This is a genomic window from Sphingobacterium sp. SGG-5 (assembly GCF_011043525.1).
Lineage (GTDB): Bacteria > Bacteroidota > Bacteroidia > Sphingobacteriales > Sphingobacteriaceae > Sphingobacterium.
Window position 1 is genome coordinate 107488 of record NZ_JAAKGO010000005.1, and the last position, 24832, is coordinate 132319.

21 protein-coding genes are annotated in these 24832 nt (G+C 44.5%); 6 read left to right on the forward strand and 15 right to left on the reverse strand.

The features are described 5' to 3' along the window. Nucleotides 1-39: 39 nt before the first annotated feature. Together G5B30_RS09035 and G5B30_RS09040 are read right to left on the reverse strand one after the other, a co-directional pair. Nucleotides 40-618 carry an RNA polymerase sigma factor gene (locus G5B30_RS09035; RefSeq protein WP_165319660.1) on the reverse strand — a complete coding sequence of 193 codons (579 nt, stop codon included), beginning with the start codon at nt 616-618 and terminating at the stop codon, nt 40-42. A 58-nt stretch (nt 619-676) separates the two neighbouring features. Continuing rightward, nucleotides 677-1750: an SGNH/GDSL hydrolase family protein gene (locus G5B30_RS09040; RefSeq protein WP_165319661.1), complete on the reverse strand. Its 1074-nt coding sequence runs from the start codon at nt 1748-1750 to the stop codon at nt 677-679. Nucleotides 1751-2027: 277 nt separating this feature from the next. Here G5B30_RS09040 and G5B30_RS09045 point away from each other — a divergent pair, with 277 nt between their 5' ends. Further along, nucleotides 2028-3632, forward strand: a complete 1605-nt coding sequence (locus G5B30_RS09045; protein ID WP_165319662.1) for a serine hydrolase — start codon at nt 2028-2030, stop codon at nt 3630-3632. A gap of 5 nt (nt 3633-3637) precedes the next feature. Here the strand turns inward: G5B30_RS09045 and G5B30_RS09050 are convergent, their stop codons facing one another. After that, nucleotides 3638-4123, reverse strand: a complete 486-nt coding sequence (locus tag G5B30_RS09050) for a thermonuclease family protein (RefSeq protein WP_165319663.1) — start codon at nt 4121-4123, stop codon at nt 3638-3640. A gap of 277 nt (nt 4124-4400) precedes the next feature. On the opposite strand from G5B30_RS09050, the gene G5B30_RS09055 reads away from it, so the two are divergent. After that, the gene (locus G5B30_RS09055; RefSeq protein ID WP_165319664.1) at nt 4401-4952 is read left to right on the forward strand and encodes a hypothetical protein; all 552 of its coding nucleotides are present in this window, start codon (nt 4401-4403) and stop codon (nt 4950-4952) included. A gap of 85 nt (nt 4953-5037) precedes the next feature. Here G5B30_RS09055 and G5B30_RS09060 read toward each other — a convergent pair whose 3' ends face one another. Genes G5B30_RS09060 through G5B30_RS09075 form a run of 4 tightly spaced genes read right to left on the reverse strand, consistent with a single transcriptional unit; the run spans nt 5038 to nt 9500 of the window. Continuing rightward, nucleotides 5038-6318: a M16 family metallopeptidase gene (locus G5B30_RS09060; RefSeq protein ID WP_165319665.1), complete on the reverse strand. Its 1281-nt coding sequence runs from the start codon at nt 6316-6318 to the stop codon at nt 5038-5040. Next, nucleotides 6308-7561, reverse strand: coding sequence for a M16 family metallopeptidase (locus G5B30_RS09065; protein WP_165319666.1), 1254 nt, complete (start codon nt 7559-7561; stop codon nt 6308-6310). The genes G5B30_RS09060 and G5B30_RS09065 overlap by 11 nt, the downstream gene beginning before the upstream one ends. A 30-nt stretch (nt 7562-7591) precedes the next feature. Beyond that, the gene (gene hemF / locus G5B30_RS09070) at nt 7592-8488 is read right to left on the reverse strand and encodes an oxygen-dependent coproporphyrinogen oxidase (RefSeq protein ID WP_165319667.1); all 897 of its coding nucleotides are present in this window, start codon (nt 8486-8488) and stop codon (nt 7592-7594) included. Between the two features lies 1 nt (nt 8489). Next, nucleotides 8490-9500, reverse strand: a complete 1011-nt coding sequence (locus G5B30_RS09075; protein ID WP_165319668.1) for an NAD(P)H-dependent glycerol-3-phosphate dehydrogenase — start codon at nt 9498-9500, stop codon at nt 8490-8492. A 103-nt stretch (nt 9501-9603) separates the two neighbouring features. Between G5B30_RS09075 and G5B30_RS09080 the strand changes: the two genes are divergently transcribed. Beyond that, entirely contained in the window at nt 9604-10188 is a 585-nt protein-coding gene (locus G5B30_RS09080) for a sugar O-acetyltransferase (protein WP_165319669.1), read from the forward strand. Nucleotides 10189-10249: 61 nt separating this feature from the next. On the opposite strand, the gene G5B30_RS09085 is transcribed toward G5B30_RS09080, so the two are convergent. The 6 genes from G5B30_RS09085 to G5B30_RS09110 all read right to left on the reverse strand — a co-directional run bounded on the left by G5B30_RS09085 (nt 10250) and on the right by G5B30_RS09110 (nt 16148). Beyond that, nucleotides 10250-10738, reverse strand: coding sequence for a hypothetical protein (locus tag G5B30_RS09085; protein ID WP_165319670.1), 489 nt, complete (start codon nt 10736-10738; stop codon nt 10250-10252). 59 nt (nt 10739-10797) lie between these two features. Continuing rightward, complete coding sequence (locus G5B30_RS09090; RefSeq protein ID WP_165319671.1) at nt 10798-11679, reverse strand: bifunctional 5,10-methylenetetrahydrofolate dehydrogenase/5,10-methenyltetrahydrofolate cyclohydrolase; 882 nt, start codon at nt 11677-11679, stop codon at nt 10798-10800. A 10-nt stretch (nt 11680-11689) separates the two neighbouring features. Next, nucleotides 11690-13480, reverse strand: coding sequence for a translation elongation factor 4 (gene lepA / locus G5B30_RS09095; protein ID WP_165319672.1), 1791 nt, complete (start codon nt 13478-13480; stop codon nt 11690-11692). Nucleotides 13481-13568: 88 nt separating this feature from the next. Then, nucleotides 13569-14474: an aldo/keto reductase gene (locus G5B30_RS09100; protein ID WP_165319673.1), complete on the reverse strand. Its 906-nt coding sequence runs from the start codon at nt 14472-14474 to the stop codon at nt 13569-13571. Further along, entirely contained in the window at nt 14464-15165 is a 702-nt protein-coding gene (locus G5B30_RS09105; protein WP_165319674.1) for an FKBP-type peptidyl-prolyl cis-trans isomerase, read from the reverse strand. The genes G5B30_RS09100 and G5B30_RS09105 overlap by 11 nt, the downstream gene beginning before the upstream one ends. Then, nucleotides 15162-16148, reverse strand: coding sequence for a glycosyltransferase family protein (locus G5B30_RS09110; protein ID WP_165319675.1), 987 nt, complete (start codon nt 16146-16148; stop codon nt 15162-15164). Before G5B30_RS09110 ends, G5B30_RS09105 begins: the two co-directional genes overlap by 4 nt. Before the next feature lie 146 nt (nt 16149-16294). Here G5B30_RS09110 and G5B30_RS09115 point away from each other — a divergent pair, with 146 nt between their 5' ends. Then, nucleotides 16295-17236 carry a zinc dependent phospholipase C family protein gene (locus G5B30_RS09115; RefSeq protein ID WP_206367066.1) on the forward strand — a complete coding sequence of 314 codons (942 nt, stop codon included), beginning with the start codon at nt 16295-16297 and terminating at the stop codon, nt 17234-17236. On the opposite strand, the gene G5B30_RS09120 is transcribed toward G5B30_RS09115, so the two are convergent. Next, entirely contained in the window at nt 17233-20952 is a 3720-nt protein-coding gene (locus tag G5B30_RS09120; protein ID WP_165319676.1) for a gliding motility-associated C-terminal domain-containing protein, read from the reverse strand. The genes G5B30_RS09115 and G5B30_RS09120 overlap by 4 nt on opposite strands. 115 nt (nt 20953-21067) lie before the next feature. On the opposite strand from G5B30_RS09120, the gene G5B30_RS09125 reads away from it, so the two are divergent. Both G5B30_RS09125 and G5B30_RS09130 read left to right on the forward strand, forming a co-directional pair. After that, entirely contained in the window at nt 21068-21691 is a 624-nt protein-coding gene (locus tag G5B30_RS09125; RefSeq protein WP_165319905.1) for a 7-carboxy-7-deazaguanine synthase QueE, read from the forward strand. A gap of 315 nt (nt 21692-22006) precedes the next feature. Next, nucleotides 22007-23908: an OmpA family protein gene (locus G5B30_RS09130; RefSeq protein WP_165319677.1), complete on the forward strand. Its 1902-nt coding sequence runs from the start codon at nt 22007-22009 to the stop codon at nt 23906-23908. A gap of 174 nt (nt 23909-24082) precedes the next feature. Here the strand turns inward: G5B30_RS09130 and G5B30_RS09135 are convergent, their stop codons facing one another. Then, nucleotides 24083-24799 carry an NUDIX hydrolase gene (locus G5B30_RS09135; RefSeq protein ID WP_165319678.1) on the reverse strand — a complete coding sequence of 239 codons (717 nt, stop codon included), beginning with the start codon at nt 24797-24799 and terminating at the stop codon, nt 24083-24085. Nucleotides 24800-24832: the final 33 nt, after the last annotated feature.

Consider the following 24832-nt stretch of genomic DNA (forward strand, 5'->3'; position numbering starts at 1 on the left):
TTATAACTACTCTATGTACACACGAGAATTAAAAGGGGACTATTGAAAAAAGTAAAAAAAATAAAAAAACAGCCAAAAGTAGATGTAATCGGATTTTTTTAGTCCGTTACGGAGAAATTTTAATATTTGGACAATATGATTTTTAACGGTATGGGTCGACAGCCCCAGTTCATCGGCAATCTGTTGGTGTGTAAAGCCTTCTTCCCGACTCATCTTCCAGACCAAGCGCTGTCTTTCCGAAAGCTGTGCCACGGCCCCGTTCAACAAAGACTGTAGTTCGTTATAATGGACTTTGTTATCTTCCTCTGCCAATACGATATTCAGATACAATTCTTTAACCGCTCTCTGATCATATTTGAGATCACGCAATTTATTAAAGCATATCCGTTTGCCGATAACATACAGGTAAGGCCATAACGACTTTTCTGTATCCACCTCTTCCCGATGTATCCATAATTTCAGAAAAGTCTCCTGCACCACTTCCTCTGCCCATTCCCGGTTTTTCAGTACCTTATACCCTAACGAAAAGATACCCGGACTATAGGCAGTATACAGTTCCTTGAAAGCGGCTTCATCACCGTCTTTCATCAGAACCACTATGTCTCGTGTATCTTGCATAAGATGAGGGATCAACTTCTATTATTACAAAGCTAACACTTCTTATGTTAACCTCATATTAAAAAATATGGTGTTTTTTCATCACTTCCAACACAAAAGGCCCAATTTTATCTGCCATACGCATAAATCCAAGGTCATTTGGGTGTGTTCCATCGGTGGTTCCTTCATGGTCATGTCCCAACAAATAATCATCATCCAAGTAATAGAGATTTTTGACGCCTTTAGCAATCAATTTATCATATTCCGCCTTCCATTGCTCATTTTGCTGACGATTACGCGCCTTCCACCGTTGGTTAAAGAAACTCAATTCCCGTACGACAGATGGTATCATGATGATAGGCGTATTCGGATGCTTCTTCCGCAGGTATTCCACAAAATAAGCGGTTCGGCTTGCGACCTGTTCGGGCGATGAATTCGGCACACAATCTAAAATGTAAACATCCGGATTGAGGTCTGCAAACATATGTGCCATCTCTTTTTCTATCCGGGCATTTCCGCTCACGCCAAAATTGACAAAGTTGAAGCCCGTTCTGCGCGACAGGATCGCCGGATAAGCCATGCCCGAACGACCGGCGGAGGCACCATGTACTATACTAGAACCGTAGACGACGATTTCCTTTTTAAACGGATTGGGTAATGGATCAATGGTATAACCGTCGGGTACACCTATTTGTAGACTCTTGGTTTCATCATACATGGGCAGATATACCAAAAATTCCTTTTCCTCTTCACCCAAATACTCTGCGAGTTTGACTTCATCACAGGCTTTGGTGGTTCCTTTGGAACTCGCATATTGCCATTGGCCTTCTGCATTGCGGATATAAACATCCAACCCTTTATTGACAATCGAGGTCATATTCAACCCTACTTTTCGGCTTGTGACGCACCATTTGGCATAAATCTCCGGTGCACTGCTTTTAAAGGTAACAAACAGTCCAGCACTGTTGGTGTACAATCTCTTAACGGCAGCCGGTATGTCGTTATACTTCGCCGTATCCACACGGTGATACTTATGTGGTGTATCAAACAGTTTACCGTGGACTGGAAGCTCTACATAATGTCGAGCAGGTTGTGCAAAGACGATATGACACAGGCATAGCACTAAAAAGAATAAGATGGGAGATTTTTTCATGAATGGTGTAAATAATTATTTATGTGTGTAACTTTCAACAGTATAAATGAGCGCGCCGCCAACTGTGGATCGGTTCGTTTTTTAAAGGTAAATACTAAAAAGAAAATATACAAATGCAAACTGAAGAGGCCAAGATGATTAAAGATTTGTTGCGTTTTTGAATACACCAATATAAAGTAATTAGAAAAAATAATATTACATTTGCTCGACGAGGCAATTTGAAGTGTCTCAGTTAAAAAAAATAACCAGTTAAGTAAAACAATAATAAAATTCATCAATGGGTTTAAAAATCAGATTAATACAGATTAACAAGATCGGGCTTAGCATATTGTTGTTCGTCATTGCATTTACCGGTTATGGCCAACAGCCTATTAAAAATCTCCCAGCCAACTTCGACAAATATATACAAGAGGTTCTTCAAAAATTTCATGTACCGGGTTTAGCTATTGCTATCGTAAAGGACGGGAAGGTTATCCTTTCCCAAGGATATGGTGTCCGTGAGATGGGCAAGTCTGCCCGTGTTGACGAGCATACACTGTTTCCTATTGCGTCCAATTCAAAAGCCTTTACAGCTACAGCATTAGCACTATTGGTAGAGGAAGGTAAATTAGAATGGGATGCACCTGTCATCAACTATTTACCCGATTTCCGGATGTCTGATCCCTACGTTACTTCTGCGCTTAGCGTGCGCGACTTGCTGGTCCATCGAAGCGGACTGGCTCCCTATGCCGGAGATCTTCTACAATTTCCACCTAGCAGTTATACCCGGGAGGAAATCGTACACAAGCTGCGTTATATCCCCTTAGCGACGAGTTTCCGCAGTACATATGCTTATGACAATATACTTTATCTCGTTGCTGCGGAAGTGATTAAAGCGGTTTCAGGGCAAGAATGGGAAGAGTTTGTGCAACAGCGAATTTTCGATAAAATCGGCATGCAGGAAACCATCTCTCAATTCTCGAGATTCCAGCCCACACCAAACCGTGCCACTTCACATGCTCCAGTAAACGGACGAGTACAGGTCATGGAAAGTTTCTTTAAACAAGGGTTAGGCGATGTCTCAAATCCGGCAGGAGGTATTGTATCTAATGTTACAGATATGTCAAAATGGTTACTCACACAGTTGGATTCTGGACGAATTTCGGACAATCAACGTCTCTTCAGTCCATCGACGGCAACAGAACTTTGGGCAGGTGTGACACCCATGAAAGTATCTAAGATAAATGAAGCCATTAAACCTGCACAAATGGATTTCAGCAGTTATGCACTGGGATTTCGGCTATATACCTATCGCGGGGAGAAGATGGTCGCACATGGTGGTAAACTTGATGGATTTGTTTCCTATGTTAATATGGTGCCCGAAAAAGAACTGGGAATCGCGATTTTAACCAATCAGGAATGCACCAATGCCTACATGGCTATTCTTAACCATCTTCTGGATCATTTTTTAGAGAAAGAACCGTTCGATTGGATTTCGGGGTACCGTACTATGGAAGACCTGAAGTTTAGACGAATAACTACTTTGGAAAACGAAGCTGTTGCGAGTCGTAATACCAGCTCAAAACCCTTGCTACCGTTGGATAGCTATGCCGGGCATTTCGAAGATCCGTGGTATGGCCCAATCGCTGTTACATTAGAAAACAACAAGCTTATCATGCGCTTTGAACATTCGCCCGAGCTTATAGGCGATATGGATTTCTGGCAATACAATACGTTTGTTGTTCGATGGCGAAACCGGGAGCTACGTGCCGATGCGTATGTTACTTATGCACTAAATGAAGATGGAAGTATCGATCAAATTAAAATGAAAGCTATCTCTCCCATCACTGATGTTAGCTATGACTTTCATGACTTATTGCTGAAGCCGGCAAAGACAAATTAAATATTTTACCTACGCCATAAGCCTCTTTTCTTCATGCGGGCTTCTTTTTGTAGTTCCTGAAACAGATCCGAATGTTTCACATTGGGAGGTATTGTCAGCACGACGGCATAGCCTTTTTGTAGCAACTCTGCATTGACAAACGTACCGTCTTTCAAATAAACATATGCTAATGTCCGACCGTATCGATCTAACGAGTCTACATCACCTACTAGCCGCACCGATTGTCCCGACAATAACTTCGTGAGGTAGTCTTTGGCTTCTATTCCATAGTAGCCGATTTCCTTCCGGCCTGTCTTTCGTGTTTCCGGAGCATCAATGCCGATCAGACGTACCTTAATATCTCTTTCTGTACCTCCATTCGCCCAGAAGGTATCCCCATCGACTACCTTAGTAACATGGTAATAGCTGATTTCATCCTTTTTAGAATTGTTAATGCTTTGACAGGAGATCGTCGTCGCGAACAGCGTAATGATAATGATAATTTTTGACATTGATTTTATTTTTCGGTTGCAATTTAGTGAGCTATTTTCAATTCGCAAAGACAGTAACCAAATAGAGTTGGATAAACAATAACTTGAAGTATTGAATTATTATTGTCTAAAATCAATCATAAAATGTATCTTTACAGCGCTATAGTTAAAAATCAAACTAAGTGAAACCTGCATAAGCAAGTTTTATTACCAATAAAAGCAATTTATTCAAATGAAAAAGATCTTAACACTATTACTAGTAATGGTTGTAGGCATCAGCGCTTACGGTCAGAAAAAAGTGAGACAACACACTGGCTTCTTCTTATCTATGGGGCTTGGTGGGGTTTTTGGTCCTATCCACATGAACAGTAACGTAGAGGGCGAGTATGATATGAGTGGTACAGGTGGCTTATTTGATTTCAAGATAGGTGGGGCCGTAAAAGAAAACCTTATTTTGCATGCGACAATACTTTCTAATTCGTTGATAGGCCCGAAGATCACTGCGGCTGGTGGAAGTGTTAAAACATCAGATCAGTTATCTATAGGTGAAGCGATGTTTGGCGGTGGGCTTACTTATTACTTTATGCCCAGCAACCTGTTTATTTCCGGCTCCGTAGGTGCAGGTAATTTTTCAATTGTAAATCAGGAAAACGATTATAAAGCCTCTACCGAACGTGGCCTGAGCTTTCAGCTAAAAGCAGGTAAGGAATGGTGGGTGTCACGCCGATGGGGTCTGGGTGCTGCTATCACCTATGGAAAGACAAGCGTGAATAGTAAACCAAGCAATGATTTACAAGAAATATTAAGTAGTAATCGTTTCGGGATCTTGTTTAGTGCTACGCTTAATTAAGCCTTGTCAAACAAGATAGCTTTATCTTTAATACCACAAAAGTTCAGAAAAGCTTGATGTATTGTAGAGCTTTTCTGAACCCATTTTACCCCTTCTTCCCCGCAACAACCCGAACCAACCTCCCGTAATCAAAATAGCGAATGGCAATGTCTTGCACTTGCGATGCGGTCATATTAGCAACCACATCGGCGTAATAATCATAATACGACAGGTCCATGCCCGACAAATACACCGCTTTAAACTTGTCAACATGGGAAAATATACTTTCCAGGCTACCTAACATAACACCCTGGAGATAACGCGATACCAGATCGATTTCTTCTTGCGTTGTCTTCTCCTGCCGCAATGCGTCAAACTCATTTTCCACTTCGGTCAATGTTGCCTGCGTCACATCTACTCCTACTTCCGAAGCCAATGTAAATAGACCGGTATATTTTAGACTGTGCACAGCTGACCCAATGCTGTAAGTATATCCCTTATCCTCCCGGATATTACGCATCAAACGGGATCCAAAAAAACCACCTAACAGCGTATTGACAAATTGTACGGCCGGAAAGTCGGGATGTGTACGGTTGACGGTCAGCCGCCCCATACGAACGGCCGATTGTAAAGCGTCAGACCTCTGCTCCAGCAGCTCTTTTCCCTTCGTATCGTTCAAGCTGATCGCCGTATTGGTCGGAAGTTCAGTTACGCTTTGCCATTCTTCTCCAAAGTAAACCTGTATCTTTTCCAATACACCGGCATCGACATTTCCTGCGACAAACAACGTACAGTTGGCAGGTTGGATCTGCTGCTGATAAAGCTGAAGCAGGTCTGCACGGTCTAAAGCGTCGTATCCCTCCAACGTGGGAACAGCACCATACCGGTTGTTACCGAGCGCCTGTTGATAAAAAACACGTCGGGCTACGACATCATTCTTCTGCAGCGCAATCTGCAAAGCCTGTTTGCTATTGCGTACAAAAGTATCCAGTTCATTTGTGGGAAACAGACTATTTTGTAAGATGTCGCTTACAATAGGCAGTATCCTATCTACATATTTGTGCATGGTATAGACAGTCAGCGACGTATGGTCGAGACTATATTCCGGCATCAAATAAGCACCGTAAAAATCTATTTTTTCGGCAATCCCCGCAGAGTTCAACGACGCCGTGCCTTCTTTCAGCATGGCCGACATAGCGGTATTAAAAAGCGGTTGTTCTACCGCTTCGAAGATATTGTTGAAGACAAACTCAAACTTCAGCAATTCTTGCTGTGGAGCCTGAAAGACAAAAGCCTTCATCCCATTGTCATAGTTCTTTAATTCCGGTTGGATGAGCGTCAATCCCTTAATTGGGCTGAAATCGGGTGCCACGGATCTATTTAACATCCTGACCTCCTTTTGCACGATAGATCAATGTAGATGAATTTTCTTTTCTGAATAATGTATGCGCCATATCCTGAATATGTTGGGGCGTGACCGCCAAATATTTCTGAATTTCCTCGTTATAATCCTCAGCCCGATTGATAGCTTCATAATAAGCCAGGTTCATGGCCTTGTCCAAGATAGACAGTTCGGCAAAAAGCAAGGTTGATTCGATTTTGTTTTTCACTTTTTGCAACTCTTCTTCCGCAACTTGTTCCGCCTTTATCCTATCTAATTCCGTCCACAAGGCTTGTTCCGCTTCCGCGATAGTCACATGCGGCAGTGGTTTACCTTCGACGACGAATAAGTTGGGGTCTATACTACCCATAACATAAGCATTTACTTCACTGAACAACTGCCGCTCCTTGACCAAGCTTCGGTATAAACGGGACGAAGAGCCTCGGGAAAGCAAATCTGAAATAAGATCCATCGCCGGATAATCTGCCGATAATCGTTCAGGGCCGTGGAAAGCAATATAAATACTGTCTGCCGGAACATCGGCTTCCACTTCTCCCCGTCGCGCCTCCGTCTGCTCGGGTTCCTGTGGTAGATTTCGGACAAAGCTTTCGCCACGCGGAATACTGCCAAACCATTTTTCGGACAAAGCCTTCACATCGTCCAGCTTCACATTGCCCGCCACTACCATAATCGCATTTTGCGGAGTATAGTATTTTTCGAAAAAGGCTTTGACATCCGCCATCTGTGCCTCTTCGATATGTTTCAATTCTTTACCGATCGTCGCCCAACGATACGGATGTTCTTTATAAGCCAATGGCCGCAACCGTAGCCATACATCGCCATAAGGCTGATTGAGGTAACGTTGTTTGAACTCTTCACACACGACCTGTCGCTGTACCTCAAGACTCTGTTCGCTAAAAGCTAAGCTCAACATCCGGTCACTTTCCAACCAAAAGGCCGTTTCCAGGTTGTTGGCCGGTAGAGTCAGGTAGTAGTTGGTAATATCGTTGCTGGTAAAAGCATTATTTTCACCACCCACTTGTTGCAGTGGTGTATCGTAACTGGGGATATGGATCGATCCACCGAACATCAGGTGTTCGAACAGATGTGCAAATCCAGTTTTGTCGGGTGTTTCATCGCGCGCACCGACTTTATATAAAATATTGACTACAGCCATGGCTGTGGTATGGTCCTCATGGACCAATACGGTCAATCCATTAGCTAATGTAAATCGTGTAAAATTTATCATGAAATGCTTTTAATTACGAATGAACAATCCTTACGCCCATTCTATACCTTTTTTCAATAAATCCAGCGTCTTCTGCTCCTCCGAATTTGGTGCAGGTTTAAAATCATACAGCCAGCTTGCCTGTGTCGGAAGGCTCATTAATATGGATTCGATACGTCCATTTGTTTCCAGACCGAATTTGGTTCCTGCATCATAGACGAGATTAAACTCGACATAGCGTCCTCTTCGCAACAGCTGCCATTCTTTTTCCTTTGCCGAGAAAGGCTGGTGACGGCGGCGATTGGCGAGTTCGCAATAAACAGGGGCAAATGTACGTCCGAGATCACATGAAAAATCAAACAACTGCTCTTCGGACAGGCCCGTTTTTTCTGGTGTTAACTTATCGTAGAACACCCCGCCTATTCCTCGCGTTTCATTACGGTGCTTAATAAAGAAATAGCGGTCTGCCCAAGCTTTGAAGTCCGGATAGAAATCCGAATGATGCCTATCGCAAACGGCCTTCAAGGCAGTATGAAAATACCGGGCGTCTTCATCGACAACATAATGTGGTGTCAGATCTATACCTCCGCCAAACCATCGGATCTGTTCGTTCAGTTCGAAATAACGGATATTCATATGGATGATGGGTACATGTGGATTATGGGGATGGAGCACAATAGAAACCCCCGTTGCAAAAAATTCATCTTCGTCTACACCGAAAGACTTTTTAACGATCTCAGGGAGCTGACCGTGTACGGCCGAAAAGTTGACACCACCCTTTTCCAACACATCTCCACCCTGGATAACACGCGTACGCCCCCCGCCGCCGCCTTCACGTTCCCAAACTTCTTCCTTGAACTTTGCTTTACCATCAAGTGTTTCGAGGGCTGCACATATTTCATCCTGAATTCGCTGATATGCTTCTGCTATTCGTTCCTTATCTATCATCTTACGTAAAATTTTGAGCTAACAGAGCCACAGCTTCACCTGCCGGCTTCTGTTTATATAAAACGTCATACACCATGGTACAGATCGGCATATCCAGCTGCTGTTGTCGAATAATGGTCTGAATACATCCCGAAGCGTAATACCCTTCGGCAACCATATTCATTTCCAGCTGTGCCGACTGCACGGTATATCCCTTACCGATCATTTTGCCGAAAGTCCGGTTCCGGCTAAACTGCGAATAAGCTGTCACCAACAGATCTCCTAAGTAGGCGGAAGCTTTGATATCCCGATCGTGGGTTTCTATGACATGGACAAACTGTTCCATCTCCCGAACTGCATTGGACACCAATACGGCTTGAAAGTTGTCCCCGTATCCCAATCCGTGACATATCCCCCCCGCTAAGGCATAAATATTCTTCAACACCGCGCAATATTCAATACCAACAGCATCTTGGGAAAGAACAGATTGAATATAGTGTGTTTCATACAGATCAGCCACTGTAGCCGCATGTTTTTCCGTCGGGCAGGCGAAAGTCAGGTAAGATAATTTTTCCTGCGCCACTTCTTCGGCATGACAGGGTCCGCCAATAACAACAATCTGTTCAACCGGGACGCCAAATTCCTGCATGAGGTAATCGCCCACCAATAGATTTTCATCCGGGACAATACCTTTTATGGCCGAAACGATGATCTTTCCTTGGAGATCTTGTCGATCTATACCCGACAGCGCCGCTTTTAGATAAGCCGCAGGCGTATTGAGCACCACGATATCCGATTGTTGTACGATCCATTTGACATCCGAACGAATATGTGCTGGGTCGATTTTTACTTCGACGGCACGAAGATAAGCGGGATTATGTTTATATTTCTGAATGAAGTCAATGTCCTCTTTTTTACGTACCCACCAAAAGATTTGCTTGGGGTTGGCATTATCCGTCAGCATCTTTATCATCGCCGTGGCCCAACTGCCGCTACCGATTATGCCGATGTGTGCATGTCTCTTTTTCTCCATGTTGGCCAAAGATAATTAATAATAAATTAACGTATATTTCCGCCAGGATATAATTAAATAAAAATGACTTTTGTATTTTACTACATATTGAAACGGACATACCATGAAAAGTGAAAAAGAGAAAATGATAGCAGGGGAACCTTATTACGCCAATGAAAAAGAACTCACCGCTCTACGGCTACACGCACAGCGGTCCTGTCATCGGTATAACCAGATAGATCCCAAACACCATAAGGAACGTAAAGCCATAATTAGAGGGTTATTTGGCAGTACTGGAAAGATGTTTTGTATCGAGCAGCCCTTTTACTGTGATTATGGCTTTAACATCACCGTGGGGGAGAATTTCTTTTCGAATTATCACTTGACCATCTTGGATTGTGCTCCTGTTAAAATCGGAAACAATGTGATGTTCGGGCCGAACGTGGCCATTTATACAGTGGGGCATCCCATCCATGCGGATCTGCGCAATACCGGAATAGAGTATGCACTACCCGTTTCTATCGGCGACAATGTGTGGATCGGTGGAAATACAGTTATCAATCCGAATGTAACCATAGGCGAGAATACCGTTATCGGATCCGGATCCGTCGTGACGAAAGATATTCCAGCAAATGTCATCGCCGTCGGAAACCCTTGCCGGGTATTACGCGAAATTACAGAAGAAGATAAAATATGGGTTCGTAAATAATAAAAAGAGCGTCCGATTTTCTCTCGGACGCTCTTTTTTGGTCAGCCAATATGCAAAAAGCTTAGTTCTGCATCGCTTCTTTTACCTTATTCATTTTATCTTCTGCTTTCTGACCGGCTTCTTTCATTTCATTGACCGCATCTTCTCCTGCATCTTTTACCGCAGCACCAGTTTCCTTAGCGGCATCCTTTGTTGCGTCAATGGCATTGTTCACGCCTTCAGCAACTTTTGTACCTGCATGTTGTACAGCTTCTTTCGTGTTGTTCCAAGCTATTTCTGCGTTATCCAAAGCTTTACGGGCGGTCTCTTCCGCTTTCTTATCTCCTCGGGCAATCGCATCTTCCAGATCCGCTTTCGCTTGTTTGTAATCGGCCTCTGCTTTTGCTAAAGCATCCTGCGATGCTTGATCCACTTGATCGACAGCATGGTCCAAATGTTCTCCTACTGTGGTCAATGTGTCCGCATTGTTTTCAGTTTTAGTGGTATTACTGTTGCATGACGCAAAAACAAACGCCCCTGCAACGACACCTAATAATGCAATTCTCTTCATGTTAATATAGTTTTTGTTCCATGAATAGACGCAATATTTATGCCAAAACAATTTTTAACCTATGCGTATATTGTTCCCTTAGCCGCTTCAAGTGTATTTTTAAGTAGACCTACAATCGTCATTAAGCCGACACCGCCAGGTACGGGTGTGATCCAAGAGGCTTTCTTAGAAACCTCTTCAAAATCGACATCGCCATATAACTTATAACCGGATTTTGTTGCTGTCGATTCCTCTCTATTGATTCCCACATCAATGACAATAGCCCCTTCTTTCACCATATCGGCCGTCACGAAATTTTTCTTTCCGATAGCAGCGACGACGATATCTGCACGGAGGACTTCCGCTTTCAGATCTTTGGTCCGGCTATGCGTCAACGTTACGGTACAATTGCCCGGGTTACTGTTCCGCGCCAATAAAATGCTCATCGGCGAACCGACGATATTACTACGTCCCACCACCACAGCATGCAGTCCGGAAGTATCTATCCCATAATACTCCAGCATCAATAGAATACCATAAGGCGTAGCCGGGATAAAACACGGTAAGTTGCGCTGCATCCGCCCCAGATTAATCGGGTGAAAACCATCGACATCTTTCCGGTAATCGATAGCTTCCGTGATGCGTTCGGGATCGATATGTTTGGGTAAAGGAAGTTGTACAATCAGCCCATCGATACTATCATCCGCATTAATCTCCTGTATTTTGGCAATCAATTGCGCTTCGGTAATACTTTCATCATAGCGTATATTGGTAGAATCGAAGCCAACAAGTTCACAATTCCGCATCTTACTGGCAACGTATGTTTCGCTACCACCGTCGTTACCCACTAAAATCGCGACAAGATGGGGCTTACGACCCGATTTTGCTGTAAACTCGGCAGCATCTCTTTTAATATCCTCTTTTATGCGAGCAGAAACCTCTTTACCGTCTAATAATTTCATTCTTTTTCCTTTAATCCAATTTAAGTACAGCCATAAACGCAGACTGTGGTATTTCCACATTCCCGACCTGGCGCATCCGTTTCTTACCCTTCTTCTGCTTTTCCAACAATTTACGTTTACGGGAAATATCTCCGCCGTAACATTTTGCCGTTACATCTTTACGCAAAGCTGAAATCGTTTCCCGTGCGATAATTTTGGCACCGATGGAAGCCTGTATACGAATTTCAAATTGCTGACGCGGTAAAAGCTCTTTCAGCTTTTCACAGATCTTCTTTCCGAAATCATAAGCATTGCTGCGGTGTATCAGTGACGATAAAGCATCAACAGGTTCGTCATTAAGACGGATGTCCAATCGGACCAGATCTGACGTCCGATAGCCAATCTGGTGGTAGTCAAACGAAGCATAACCTTTGGAAATCGTCTTCAACTTATCGTAAAAGTCGAATACAATCTCACCCATCGGCATCTCAAAAACTAATTCTACACGGTCTGATGTTAAATACGATTGATTAACGATCGTTCCCCGCTTTTGAATACAGAGCGACATCACCGGACCTACAAATTCGGCTTTGGTGATAATATTAGCTTTGATATAAGGTTCTTCAATCGAATCCAACTTACTCGGATCGGGTAGGTCTGACGGATTGTGTACGACAACTTCTTCCTTGTTTTTTGTCATGAAAGCCCGATAAGAAACGTTCGGAACTGTCGTAATCACAGTCATGTCGAATTCGCGCTCCAGACGTTCCTGAATGATCTCCATGTGCAGCATCCCCAGGAAGCCACAACGGAAACCGAAGCCTAACGCCGCGGACGATTCAGGCTCAAATACCAGCGATGCATCATTCAATTGGAGCCGGTGCATCGATTCACGCAGTTCTTCGTAATCTTCCGTATCGACAGGATAAATTCCTGCAAATACCATCGGTTTAACTTCCTCAAAACCTTGGATAGCTTGTGTACAAGGACGGTCCTTATGGGTAATGGTATCTCCCACCTTCACCTCACGTGCTTCCTTGATGCCCGAAATAATATAACCGACATCACCCGTTTTAATCACCTCTTTCGGCACTTGGTTCAGCTTTAAAGTCCCGATCTCGTCCGCATAATACTCCTTACCTGTCGCCACAAACTTTACCCGATCCCCTTTGCGTATTTCGCCGTTTTCCACTTTGAAATAAGCCATAATTCCCCGAAACGAATTGAAAACAGAGTCGAATATCAGCGCTTGGAGCGGAGCCTCGGGATCCCCTACCGGCGCCGGAATACGCTCGACAATGGCACGCAGAATATCCGGTATTCCCAATCCCGTCTTGCCGGAAGCAGGGATAATATCTTCCCGCTTTCCACCGATCAGTTCGATGATCTGGTCTTTAACCTCCTCCGGCATAGCCCCCGGTAAGTCCATTTTATTCAAAATCGGAATAATTTCCAGATCATGCTCCAACGCCAGGTACAGGTTCGAGATCGTCTGCGCCTGAATACCTTGAGAGGCATCTACAATAAGCAATGCGCCCTCACATGCGGCTATGGAACGGGACACTTCATACGAAAAATCGACATGCCCGGGCGTGTCGATAAGATTCAACACAAAGGTTTGTCCATCTTGCACATATTCCATCTGAATAGCGTGGCTCTTGATCGTAATCCCCCGCTCGCGCTCCAGATCCATATTGTCCAGCAGCTGCGCCTGCGCCTCACGTTGGGAAATCGTGTTGGTATATTCTAATAATCTATCGGCCAGGGTACTCTTGCCATGATCGATGTGTGCGATGATACAAAAATTGCGTATATGCTTCATACAGGTGTGTTGCCTTCTACTCTAAACGGCAAAGATACACACTTCTTGTAAAAGAAAATTACTTTCTTTCAATTTGTATTGCATAATATCAACGATGTTCTTGGTACTGTAATTTAGGTAGCATCGAAAAATGCCCTTCGATGCGTTCATCCGCAATACCTGCCAGTTCCGTATGGCTCTGCAGGAGCTGTTCCAACTGCTCCATCGTCCTTATTCCAGACAACACACTGCTGATCGCAGGCTTGTCTAAACAATATTTCAAAACAATAGCTTGAGCGGATACACCAAGCTTCTTACCCACGTCATCGACGAGAGACTTTGCCTGCTGAATATCCGCAACAGTATGATCCAGATAATTCTTTGTCGAAACTTTATCCAATAATAGGCCTTGCGCCATACTGCCCCGGGCGATGACGCCAACTTCGTTGTCTACAAACTCACCGAAAAACTCCTCTGGTCGGGTATCCAAGATACTATATTGCATCATATTGGAGACAATAGCAGATTGCTGCAGATATTTTCGAAATACATTGGGACGGATCGAAGAAATACCGTAATATCGTATTTTGCCGTGCTGGACCAACAGTTCAAAGGTTTCGACAATTTCATCAAAATTGTCCGTCAAGGTTCCGCCGTGTAACTGATACAGGTCAATGTAGTCTGTATTCAGCCGCTTCAGCGATTGTTCAACAGCCTGCAAGATATAGCTCTTACGCGGATTCCACGTCCATCCTTCTATCCCATCCTGCCATTGATTGCCCACCTTCGTGGCCAGGATCACCTTATCACGCCATCCTTCGAGCACCTTACCGAACAAGATTTCATTCGCACCCCGACCATACAGATCCGCCGTGTCAAAATAATTTATCCCATAATCAAATGCCTTCCGGATGATCCGTTCACTCGTATCAATAGAATCATTGGGCAATGACATCCCACCCAATCCGATTTCAGCGATCAACAAATCCGAATTTCCCAGCCGGTTATACTTCATGAGGTTGTATAATATCCAACAATTCGATCTCGAAAATCAAGGCACTAAAGGCTGGGATAGTTCCCGTTTCCCGTTCGCCGTAAGCCAGATTATACGGCACGTATAGTTTATATTTTGACCCGACCTTCATCAGCGGTACGGCAATTTTCCATCCTTCGATGACCTGGTCAAGATGCAGGTTTATCGGTTCACCGCGATCGTATGAGCTATCAAACTTCTCGCCGTTGATCAGGTAGCCCGCATAATGTACTTTGATCTCGTCTGTGGCCTTGGGCTGGCTTCCTGTTCCCTCCACAAGCACTTCGTACAATACACCCTCCGGTGTTGCTTTTATGGTCGGTTTGCTCTTTAAAGCCGCTAAAAATTCTTCCCCTGGCTTTCTTAGTTCCGCCCCCCTCTTCTCCATCATCATTCGGATATTTCGTTGAATGACGGTAGCGACCAGCTCTTCATTAAACAAGACATCCTTCCCTTGATAGGCCGCTGTCAATGCTTTAGAAAGCACGTTCAGATCGATGTCAAAATTACTCGATTTCAAGGATCTTGCAATATCCACTCCCAAAGCGTAGGACAATGAATCTTGCGGAGTTGATAAGGCGACTGGCTTCTGCTCGGCGACCTGGGCTTGCGCAACCGTCATGAAGCAGAGTACCCCAAGGCCTATAAAGGCCATTTTTTTTGTATATATCATGGATGATTTTTTAGAATGTTTGCTATAATGTGAAATGTATTGTCCGGATAATCGACCTGGACCCGGCTGGACTCATTCAGCCAGAGTTCGATTTCAAACTCATATTTTCTTTTTAGACTTTTGATTACCGGCACGCCCATTTCTTTTAGCGCGGCCGCATTCAAATGCTGTTCGTACTGATTCTTCATGGGAATCACCAATAGCCTTTTTTTGAGATACAGCGCTTCCGCCGGCGTCTCAAAGCCCGCTCCGCACAATACCCCCTGCGATGTTGCCATACTCCGGATAAACTCCGCACTATTGATCGGATTTATCGTAATATTCTTGACTGTGATCGGTGCTACATTGTGTTTTGAAAACACCTCCCACTGTACATCCTTAAATCTGGAAAGATGACGAAGCAAATGGGCATCATCATAAGCCGGAAGGTAGACCGTATAATGGTCGCCTTCAGAGGCTTCAATTTCACGGATTTCTTTGCGTATTACCGGCGTAAACACAGTATCATGATAGGCTTTGAAATGAAAGCCATAGCCCGTTGTTACAGGCGCATAATTTTTCATAATAAACCGTCCCATAACATCTGTTTCTTCTGGCTTGGGACTATTCGGGTGCAACGCCCCTATCTGGTGGCTCAATCCAATACATGGTATTTCACGTGTATGGCAAGCCCAGGCTGTGATAGGCTCAAAGTCGTTTAATACAATATCGTACTTATCGACGGGAACGCTGTTGATTTCCTGGATGAATTTTCGGATAGTTGAACTCATGAAAGTTTTCCAGAAATCGACCCCACCGGATTTACCGAAAATAAAACTCATCCCATGGAGCCTGTACTTTATCGGAAAAGGAAGATCAATATCGGCCTGTATACCGCTGATGAGTACATCCACTTCCCCAAGCTGCTGCAAACAGGGAATTACGTCCATGGCCCGGCACAAATGACCGTTTCCTGTGCCTTGTATGGCATAAAGTATCTTCATATCTAAAACCAGTATCCGAAAGTAACAATTATTTATGAAGTACAAGTGTAGTGTATATAAATATTTTGTTAAGGTTGAGTTTATAAGTATAAATGGTGATATTAATTTTAGATTAATTATATTTACAAAATATATCAACAAAACATATGGTAAAAGCAAAAATATTCATATTGACAATTATTGTTTTCTTTATCTGTTCAGCTTGGGGCTTCTATGCCCACAAAAAAATTAACGAGACGGCGGTATTTCTATTACCGGCAGAAATGGCGGTCTTTTACAAAAAACATATCCGTACCATCACGGAGCGCGCAACAGATCCAGACAAGCGCTGTTATGTCGACACTGCAGAAGGTCCACGCCACTTTATTGATCTGGACCGATTTGAAGAAAATATCGATTCCATTCCCATCCATTGGTCCAAGGCCAAGGAAAAATATACCGAGCGACGTCTCCTAACACAAGGTGTAGTACCTTGGCAGATCTGGCGTTCGTATCAAAACCTTGTACAAGCGTTCATCAAACGTGATCAGAACAAGATTATCAAATATAGTGCGGATATCGGTCACTATATCGCCGATGCACATGTACCGTTGCACACCACAAGCAACTACAACGGACAGTTTACCGATCAGATCGGTATACATGCCTTTTGGGAAACCCGTTTACCGGAAATGTTCAGCGCACAATATGACTTGTTTATCGGTCCAGCCGTATATATTGCAGATCCATTACAGGCAGCCTGGGATATTGTCAAAGAAAGCCACGCACGCGTCGATTCGGTCTTACATGTGGAAAAAAGACTTTCCGAAGAATTAAAAGAAAGCGACCGCAAAACATACCTGACCCGAAACGGGCAGCTCATATTTACCTATTCCGACAGCTATGCTACAGCATATCATCATGCGCTAAACGGTATGGTGGAACGGCGGCTGCGATCGTCGATATACAACGTGGCTTCGTACTGGTATTCCGCTTGGATCGATGCCGGACAGCCGAAGCTGATACCTTCTTTGCCGGAAAATATAACGGTAGAAGAACCAACACCTGTTTCGGGACAAAAATCCCTGGGACGGGAAGAATGGCATTAGTATTTAAACCGCTCACGTTTAATCAGCACGGTCCCTTTCTCTACGATCGGTTTTTCGTTACCTCGTGTACCTTTAAAAATATAAAAATAAGTACCCTCGGGAAGATTTTCAGGCACAACCCAATCGTTATTATATTCCGAAGCGTAGAAAACCCGCTGACCAAACCTGTTGATAATTTCCAGTTCTGCCTGATCAAATTTGTAAATACCGATGATATGAAAGGTATCATTTTTCCCGTCCCCATTCGGTGTAATCGTGTTGGGGAAGAACAAACCGACAATTTCGATCGTCACCGTCGCTTCCGCTGACTCGTTGCCGTTCTTGTCGCCGATGACATATGTAAACGTATCGAAGCCACTATAATTAAAGTGTGGTTTATATTCAAACGCCCCATTACCCAACGCCTTCAGTTCCCCATGTGCGGGGTAAGACGTGACACGTAATGTTTCCCTGCGAAGTTCACTATGTTCGACATAATCGTTTTCATACGGCTTGAACGTAAACTGGTAATTATAACCCACATAATAACGATCATCTACCGCAACGGGAATCGTTCGCAGAATCGTAATTTTGACTTCCGCCGGTACACTCCTTAAACGGCTATTGTCCGAAAACCGATAGACCAGCCTATCTTCACCCCAGGTGAAATTATCGGTCGGTACATACAGCAGTTGTCCATTTTCGATCGTTACCGAACCACGTGTTGGCTGCTCCAGAATCTCGATTGAATGATTACTGAAAGTACTTGAACCCATATCATCGTTAGCCAGAACATCCATTAGCTTGGTATACCCTTGGTAGAGTTCGTAGCTATCCGGCACACCTTTTGGTCGTCGGGCAACTTCTACAATAGTTGGCTCGTCATCTTCAAAGGTTAAGCCACTGATATCGGTGAGCACATTGCCGTATTTTTGATCCCGCCCTGAAAGCGTAGCCGTGTTCACCACACGGCCAAGATCCACATCGCTCTCGGTGACGACATACTCCAACCGATACGAGAGAATCTGGTTGTCAACGACGTGCGGCGGAACAGCATAACTCGTAGAAGAAATAAGAGAATCCGTCAGCTGTATATCTTCTACAGGCATATCGCCCTCATGTTTGATATCAAACTGGTAGATCATCTTATCCCCGACCGTAAACTGCTTTCGCTCACCGGTACCCTGATTGATGATCTTCTTGATTACCGCAAAGGTCGGTTTCGCATTAATGTCTATGCGGGTGGGTATATCATTGTCGAACTGCGTCCCCGATATGTCTTTCACCTCAAAATGACGTGGATTTCGCCCGTGTACTATAGCCGTATTCTCCACATGTTTCCGTTCGGCATCAGCTTCGGTAATGGTATACCTTTGGATGGCAACGCCCTCCTCGCCCTGTAAAAGCACAGATTGAGCCGGTACAAAAGAGTAGTTATCCAATAGCGAATCCGTAATGGCGATATCGCTTACTGTGACTTTTCCCGTATTTCGAATGACAAACGTATATTCCAACACATCGCCCGCCTCCTGAAATCCAGATTGGTTCACATCAATATGTTTTACCGTTTTTAACAGTGCCAGCTGTCCCCGTTCATCGAAGGGCTCCAGTAAAAACACTTCGGCATTCACTTTTATATTATTACAATCGGTCCGACATTCATCAACCGCACTGCCCGGTGTTATCCGGGTGATATCCAAAGAAGTCGCATCCGGATCAGTCACTCCCGGCGGACGGACAATTCCGGCGACAGCCGGCACAAATCCATATGTCGACCCCGGAGCGGTGCGTCCTGTTGCTGCTTTAATTTCGTACACGATCGTGCATCCCGTTGGCAGATCAAGATAAGACCGCAGGGTGTTATCAACAATTTGAATATCCGTCACCCCACCACAGTTCGTCGCAAGGGATCTGGCTTGCTGTATAAAAAAACCCGCCGGCAAGTTATATTCAAACCGGCTACCCACCGCATCCGAAGGACCATTGTTGCGCACGGTAATCCGATAGGTCACCACCTCTTCCGGTTCTATCGTATCCTTGTCGGCCGTGATGCGCACGGTCTCCAAATCCGCACGCATCACGGTAATATTTTTTTCGACGACCTCCTGCATATCCGCAGCATAGGACCAGGTATCCATCGCCCGTTCGTTTCCAAAACTAAACACCCCATAATTTCCGTTGTAACTGCTTCCATATATGGCATAAAGTTCTCTATCCGCTGCGACAGTATCTATCGGCACATTTCGAGTATTTCTCCGATAAGTTCCCCATTTATGGCCATTGATATCACTCCTGATCCCTTCGAGGTTAACCAATGGATTAGTCTCTTCTCCTGGCGCACCTGGCGTAATCGCACTATCATCCCACCGTACCTTCGCATATTCCCTGAACGTGGCATCCCGATTCATACGTTCTATCAGAATTCCCTGTGGATTGATCTCCATATCAAAGTAAGGAAAATGTATCTCCCCTTCCACAAGCGCGACAGAAATGGAAACGGGATAATTCCCCACAGGCAGAAAATTTCCGGCACTATCCAAGCCATCCCATTTCACACGCGCCGCATCCGTGGTATCGCTTACGTTCACCAAATACCGCTTCTTTGGAAAAAAGGGAGCACCCGACTTTGGCGCGATAATCACTTCGTATCGCCCCTCATAGTTGGTTTCAAACTCCACAAATGCGCCTTTGGTCGTAATATAATTCTTTCCCCCGCCGGGATCTTCGGGATAAAGAACGGAAATATTCTGTATCTCCGCAATCTGTGTCTTCCGATAAAGCCAGGTACTGTCACCGGGAACCGCTCCCGTACTCCAGCTGGGCATAAGCGTATCCGGAAAGGTATAAAACATCTTATGGGTGACGTGCTGCTCACCGTCATCCGGTTCATTGGGGTTATGATAGGCGATATCCGTCTTTTTATGCGCAGCACCTATGCCTTTATTTGAACTTTTATAAGAGGGATTACCTTCTGCATCCAGCAGACCGGAACTATTCACAAAATAAAAGAAATTGATACCATTACTCCCATTACCATCAACCCGGTAAATGTACCCATCTTTCGTGAGTACATAGTTTTGTCCATAGAATGTCCCTTGATCGTCGGCCAGGCCGCTTGTACCTGGCCTACCTGCCTGCACATAGAGATTCAGCACAGGAGCAAATACCCTTCCCCTTATCCACTTTGTGTTGTTAATATCACGAACAGATACATCCCACGCTGCAATAAGATAGCTTGTATCTCTATCTGTGCGCGTCCAATCGGCATCTGCCTTTTGGTTCCCCGGCGGAGCATCTTGCTTACTCGCCTGACCCTCTACACGGGTAGGCATAAACTTCACTTTCCATATTCCCGCCTGTCCAGGCAATACCGGTACCTCATAAGGTTGGTACCCTATCCTAGGCCCGTTCAGCTCCGCGTTACGGTTGGGTATATATCCGAGATTACTTCCTGCTGTCGAATACTCATTTCCGTCCGGATCGATCACGACCATATGACCATTTCCGACTCCCTGAGCACTGGAAGCAACCGCAATCGTCTCTCCTGCACGCGCATACACATAATGCGCTGCGGAATTAAATAAAACATTACTCGTTCGGGCAGTTCTGGAAATCAGAAAGGCACGATTTCCCTTAACGCCTAAGGGATACATATCTTTTGATCCGTCGGCATAGCTCACCGTTATGCCCGCAAAAGCGGCAATCATGAAAACGACAATCCTGACCAACGATGCCATATTTAGTTTTATAATTGTAGAAAACAAAGTTAATATTTCCATTCAAAAATACAAGTACATTCCGAAGTTATCGGTACGCTATAATTTCGTACCTTTGCACCATAAAAGAGAAAGAATGTCCCATCAAGTTCCCGAAGACGGCTCGCGGCTTCCTTTAATGGAAGAATTCTACACCATCCAGGGTGAAGGATATCACACCGGTAAGGCGGCTTATTTTATCCGTCTCGGCGGTTGCGACATCGGTTGCCACTGGTGTGATGTGAAAGAGAGCTGGAATGCCGAGCTGCACCCCCTGACATCCGCGGAAACTATCGTCGAACATGCAGGCCGTTACCCGGCCAAAACGGTTGTCGTCACCGGTGGCGAACCTCTACTTTATAACCTGGATCTCCTCACGAGCCGTTTACAAGAGGAAGGAATAAAAACGTTCATGGAGACGTCTGGTGCATATCCACTTAGTGGCCACTGGGACTGGGTCTGTCTTTCACCAAAAAAGTTCAAAGCGCCCCGAAAAGATGTGTTGGATGTGGCCGGCGAACTCAAGGTTATTGTCTTTAATAAAAGTGATTTCGCCTGGGCAGAAGAACATGCGGCACGTGTCCGCCCGGACTGTAAGCTTTATCTGCAACCTGAATGGTCTAAAATGCAGGAAATGACGCCCCTCATCATTGAATATGTGAAGGCGCATCCGCAATGGGAAATATCGTTGCAAACGCATAAATATCTGAATATTCCGTAGCCTTTATGGGGTCGTTCTTAAGATGCCTTACCCCGTTTGGCTTTTGGGTTAGGCGTTTTAGAAAAATGGCTTAGGTCTTTTTGAAAAGTCGCCTAAGTGTGTTTATAAAATTGAGTACTCAATTTGGGTAAAATGAGTACTCATTTTATGCAAAACGAGTACTCGTTTTGGAAAAGTAAGCTAACCCATTTTCCAGACTCGGTTAATCGACTTATAGATAACGGTTAAGCAAAAATCCAGTATAACATAGATTTTTACAAAATCAACGATTTTGTCACAAAACTTTTCTACTTTTAAGGGGCAAAATGCTTCCCCATGAACCAAGTATTACGCATAGGACTGTTCTTCTGCTGCATCGGCATCTTCTTCACCCCGGCTTCGGGTCAGCAGAAATCGAGCAACAGAAAAGCCCAACAATACTATGAAAAGGGGCTTCAAAGTCTGCAGTTTCACGATTATGAGGCAGCTACGACGCTGCTCCGACAAGCTGTCTCCGAAGACCCTACATTCGCCACGGCTTATCAGCAGTTAGGGGATATACAGCGCAAACGACAACATTTCCGCGAAGCCGTTCCTTACTATGAGCACGTCATGCGACTCAACCCCAGTTTGACCACACTAACTATATTTGGTTTGGGCGAATCACTGTTACATGTCGGACGGTATGCCGAGGCGCTCCCTTATCTGAAGCGCTATCGGGAGGGAAATATTACAGAAAAGACAAAAAATCTTGTCGACAAATATATCACGGATTGCAATTTTGCCTTACGTATGGATCAGATTAACCCAATCGACAGGCATAAACTGCCCTCCTCGATCAATACGGCAAATGATGAATATTTTCCGAAGCTAACGGCCGATAACAGCACGATTATTTTTACGCGGAAGGAAAACAACCGGGAGAATTTTTACGAAAGCAGGCTGATCGAGTCGAACGATTGGACAGAAGCAAAAAAGCTTATCGGGGAGGTTAATTCAGAAAATTTCAATGAGGGTGCGCACTGTATTTCACCGGATGGCAAGTACCTTTTCTTTACGGGTTGTAATCGCCCCAACGGACAGGGCAGCTGTGACATTTATGTAGCCAAGAAAGAAAATGGCCTGTGGTCTACGCCGATGCAATTGGGCGCTCCTGTCAACACCAAAGGGTGGGAAGCCCAACCGGCGATCTCTGCCGATGGGCGGACACTTTATTTTGTGAGCAACCGTGCGGGCGGAATGGGCGGCAACGATATCTGGAAGAGTGAGCTGAATCATAACGGCCAATGGAAAGAACCGGTCAATCTGGGTAAAAATATCAACACGCCGTATGACGAGAGCGCACCTTATATCCATGCAGACAACAAGACGCTGTACTTCGCCTCGAACGGTTGGCCGGGTTATGGCGGGCAGGATCTTTATATGAGCAAAGTGGATAGCAGCGGTCGTTGGACAACACCGATAAATTTGGGCAAACCGATTAATGACAGCTATAACCAGACGGCCATACATGTGAGCATGAACGGGGCGATAGGATATTTCTCTTCGCAGGATACCGCAACATATCGGCTGGATATCTACACGTTCCAACTACCGGAGGCAATTAAGCCCCATCCCGTAGCATACATCGCAGGTACCGTACGTGACGCGGGCAGCAAACACCCTTTAGCGGCACGGGTATCAGTAACGAATACCACCTCTCAGGATATTGTATTTGAAGATCAGTCGGATGTACAGGATGGAAAGTTTATCGCCACGCTTCCTATCGGGCAAAATTATGCAGTACATGTACAACGTGAGGGATATCTCTTCGATTCACGACAATATGATCTCACTGATACGCTTTTGGCCAACGAAAGATTCCTCACGGAAATTCTGCTTTCGACGATCGCGCCCGGTAATACCACCCAACTGGGCAATGTCTATTTCGACACGAACAAATATAATCTGCTGCCAACGTCGAAAAGTGACCTTCATGTCTTATTAAAATTTTTGAAAATAAATCCAACGACCCGAGTCGAAGTTGGCGGCCACACGGACAACACGGGAAATAAGGAACTGAATGATAAGTTGTCGGAGAATCGGGCCAACGCGGTCAGGCAGTATCTGCTTCAACACGGCATCGCTTCATCACGGATAACGTATAAGGGATATGGTGATCGACTCCCTGTCGCCAACAACAATACCGCCGAAGGCAGGCAATTGAATCGTCGGACGGAAATCAAAATTATCCGATAGAATCGCGGTCTAAAGCCCTTTTGAAGGGATAAAAAATAAGTTATTAAATTTTTTTAAAATAAATTTGGAAGATGTGTCATAAATACACTATATTTGCAGTATCATAATTTAGGTTTATAATTGGTTAGTAAAGGTTTTCATTCTCCCCGTTTGAAAACCTTTTTTTATTGCCCTTTATTGATCTTTTTCCGATCCGATGTTCCAGCTTGGGAGGTATCTTAAGAAAGACATAATCTTTTCTTTATACACGTCCTTATCCAGTTTAAAGTAATAGGCCCCACGTTTGGAGCTTGTCTTATCTTTTTCCTGCAGTTTGATAAGAAGTCCCGAATGCAGTAACTTTCTATTGAAATTCCTTCTATCCAACACAATATCATAGGTTTTTTCGTAGAGCAACGCAATCTGTGGGAGTGTAAACTTCTCGGGAAGCAATTCAAATAACACCGGATAAAGGGCAGCCTTGGAGCGCAATTTACGTTTCGCGACTTCAATCATGTGCTGATGGTCAAAAATCAACGGCGGATAATCGCTTAATGGAAACCACTTTGCTTCATACTCATGGGTAATGATGTGTTCATATTTATGGATATCGATCAGCGCATAATAGGTGATGCTTACCACGCGTCTATAGGTCTCCCGATCGGGCGCTCCAAAAACCTGCGATTCCTCAATATAGATATCTGCTAATCCTGTTAGCTTTTTTAATACCCGTGCAGCAGCGGTCTCCGGCGATTCATCCGCCTGTACAAATCCACCCGGTAAGCTCCACTTGTTGATTTCCGGTTCTATCGCCCTTTTAAACAACAGAATGTTTAACGATTCACCATCAAAACCAAAAATAACACAGTCTACGGCTAATAATACGCTCGGCTCATTTTTGTAAAAATCCATACCTATATCCTTGCAACCCTCGCAAAGATAAAA

Coding starts and splice junctions, on each gene's coding strand:
- G5B30_RS09135 (WP_165319678.1), bottom strand. CDS start 24,799: ATGGATTTTTACAAAAATGAGCCGAGCGTATTATTAGCCGTAGACTGT.
- G5B30_RS09130 (WP_165319677.1), top strand. CDS start 22,007: ATGAACCAAGTATTACGCATAGGACTGTTCTTCTGCTGCATCGGCATC.
- G5B30_RS09100 (WP_165319673.1), bottom strand. CDS start 14,474: ATGAAGTATAACCGGCTGGGAAATTCGGATTTGTTGATCGCTGAAATC.
- G5B30_RS09040 (WP_165319661.1), bottom strand. CDS start 1,750: ATGAAAAAATCTCCCATCTTATTCTTTTTAGTGCTATGCCTGTGTCAT.
- G5B30_RS09105 (WP_165319674.1), bottom strand. CDS start 15,165: ATGATATATACAAAAAAAATGGCCTTTATAGGCCTTGGGGTACTCTGC.
- G5B30_RS09125 (WP_165319905.1), top strand. CDS start 21,068: ATGTCCCATCAAGTTCCCGAAGACGGCTCGCGGCTTCCTTTAATGGAA.
- G5B30_RS09080 (WP_165319669.1), top strand. CDS start 9,604: ATGAAAAGTGAAAAAGAGAAAATGATAGCAGGGGAACCTTATTACGCC.
- G5B30_RS09075 (WP_165319668.1), bottom strand. CDS start 9,500: ATGGAGAAAAAGAGACATGCACACATCGGCATAATCGGTAGCGGCAGT.
- G5B30_RS09035 (WP_165319660.1), bottom strand. CDS start 618: ATGCAAGATACACGAGACATAGTGGTTCTGATGAAAGACGGTGATGAA.
- G5B30_RS09120 (WP_165319676.1), bottom strand. CDS start 20,952: ATGGCATCGTTGGTCAGGATTGTCGTTTTCATGATTGCCGCTTTTGCG.
- G5B30_RS09065 (WP_165319666.1), bottom strand. CDS start 7,561: ATGATAAATTTTACACGATTTACATTAGCTAATGGATTGACCGTATTG.
- G5B30_RS09060 (WP_165319665.1), bottom strand. CDS start 6,318: ATGTTAAATAGATCCGTGGCACCCGATTTCAGCCCAATTAAGGGATTG.
- G5B30_RS09050 (WP_165319663.1), bottom strand. CDS start 4,123: ATGTCAAAAATTATCATTATCATTACGCTGTTCGCGACGACGATCTCC.
- lepA (WP_165319672.1), bottom strand. CDS start 13,480: ATGAAGCATATACGCAATTTTTGTATCATCGCACACATCGATCATGGC.
- G5B30_RS09090 (WP_165319671.1), bottom strand. CDS start 11,679: ATGAAATTATTAGACGGTAAAGAGGTTTCTGCTCGCATAAAAGAGGAT.
- G5B30_RS09085 (WP_165319670.1), bottom strand. CDS start 10,738: ATGAAGAGAATTGCATTATTAGGTGTCGTTGCAGGGGCGTTTGTTTTT.
- hemF (WP_165319667.1), bottom strand. CDS start 8,488: ATGATAGATAAGGAACGAATAGCAGAAGCATATCAGCGAATTCAGGAT.
- G5B30_RS09115 (WP_206367066.1), top strand. CDS start 16,295: ATGGTAAAAGCAAAAATATTCATATTGACAATTATTGTTTTCTTTATC.
- G5B30_RS09045 (WP_165319662.1), top strand. CDS start 2,028: ATGGGTTTAAAAATCAGATTAATACAGATTAACAAGATCGGGCTTAGC.
- G5B30_RS09110 (WP_165319675.1), bottom strand. CDS start 16,148: ATGAAGATACTTTATGCCATACAAGGCACAGGAAACGGTCATTTGTGC.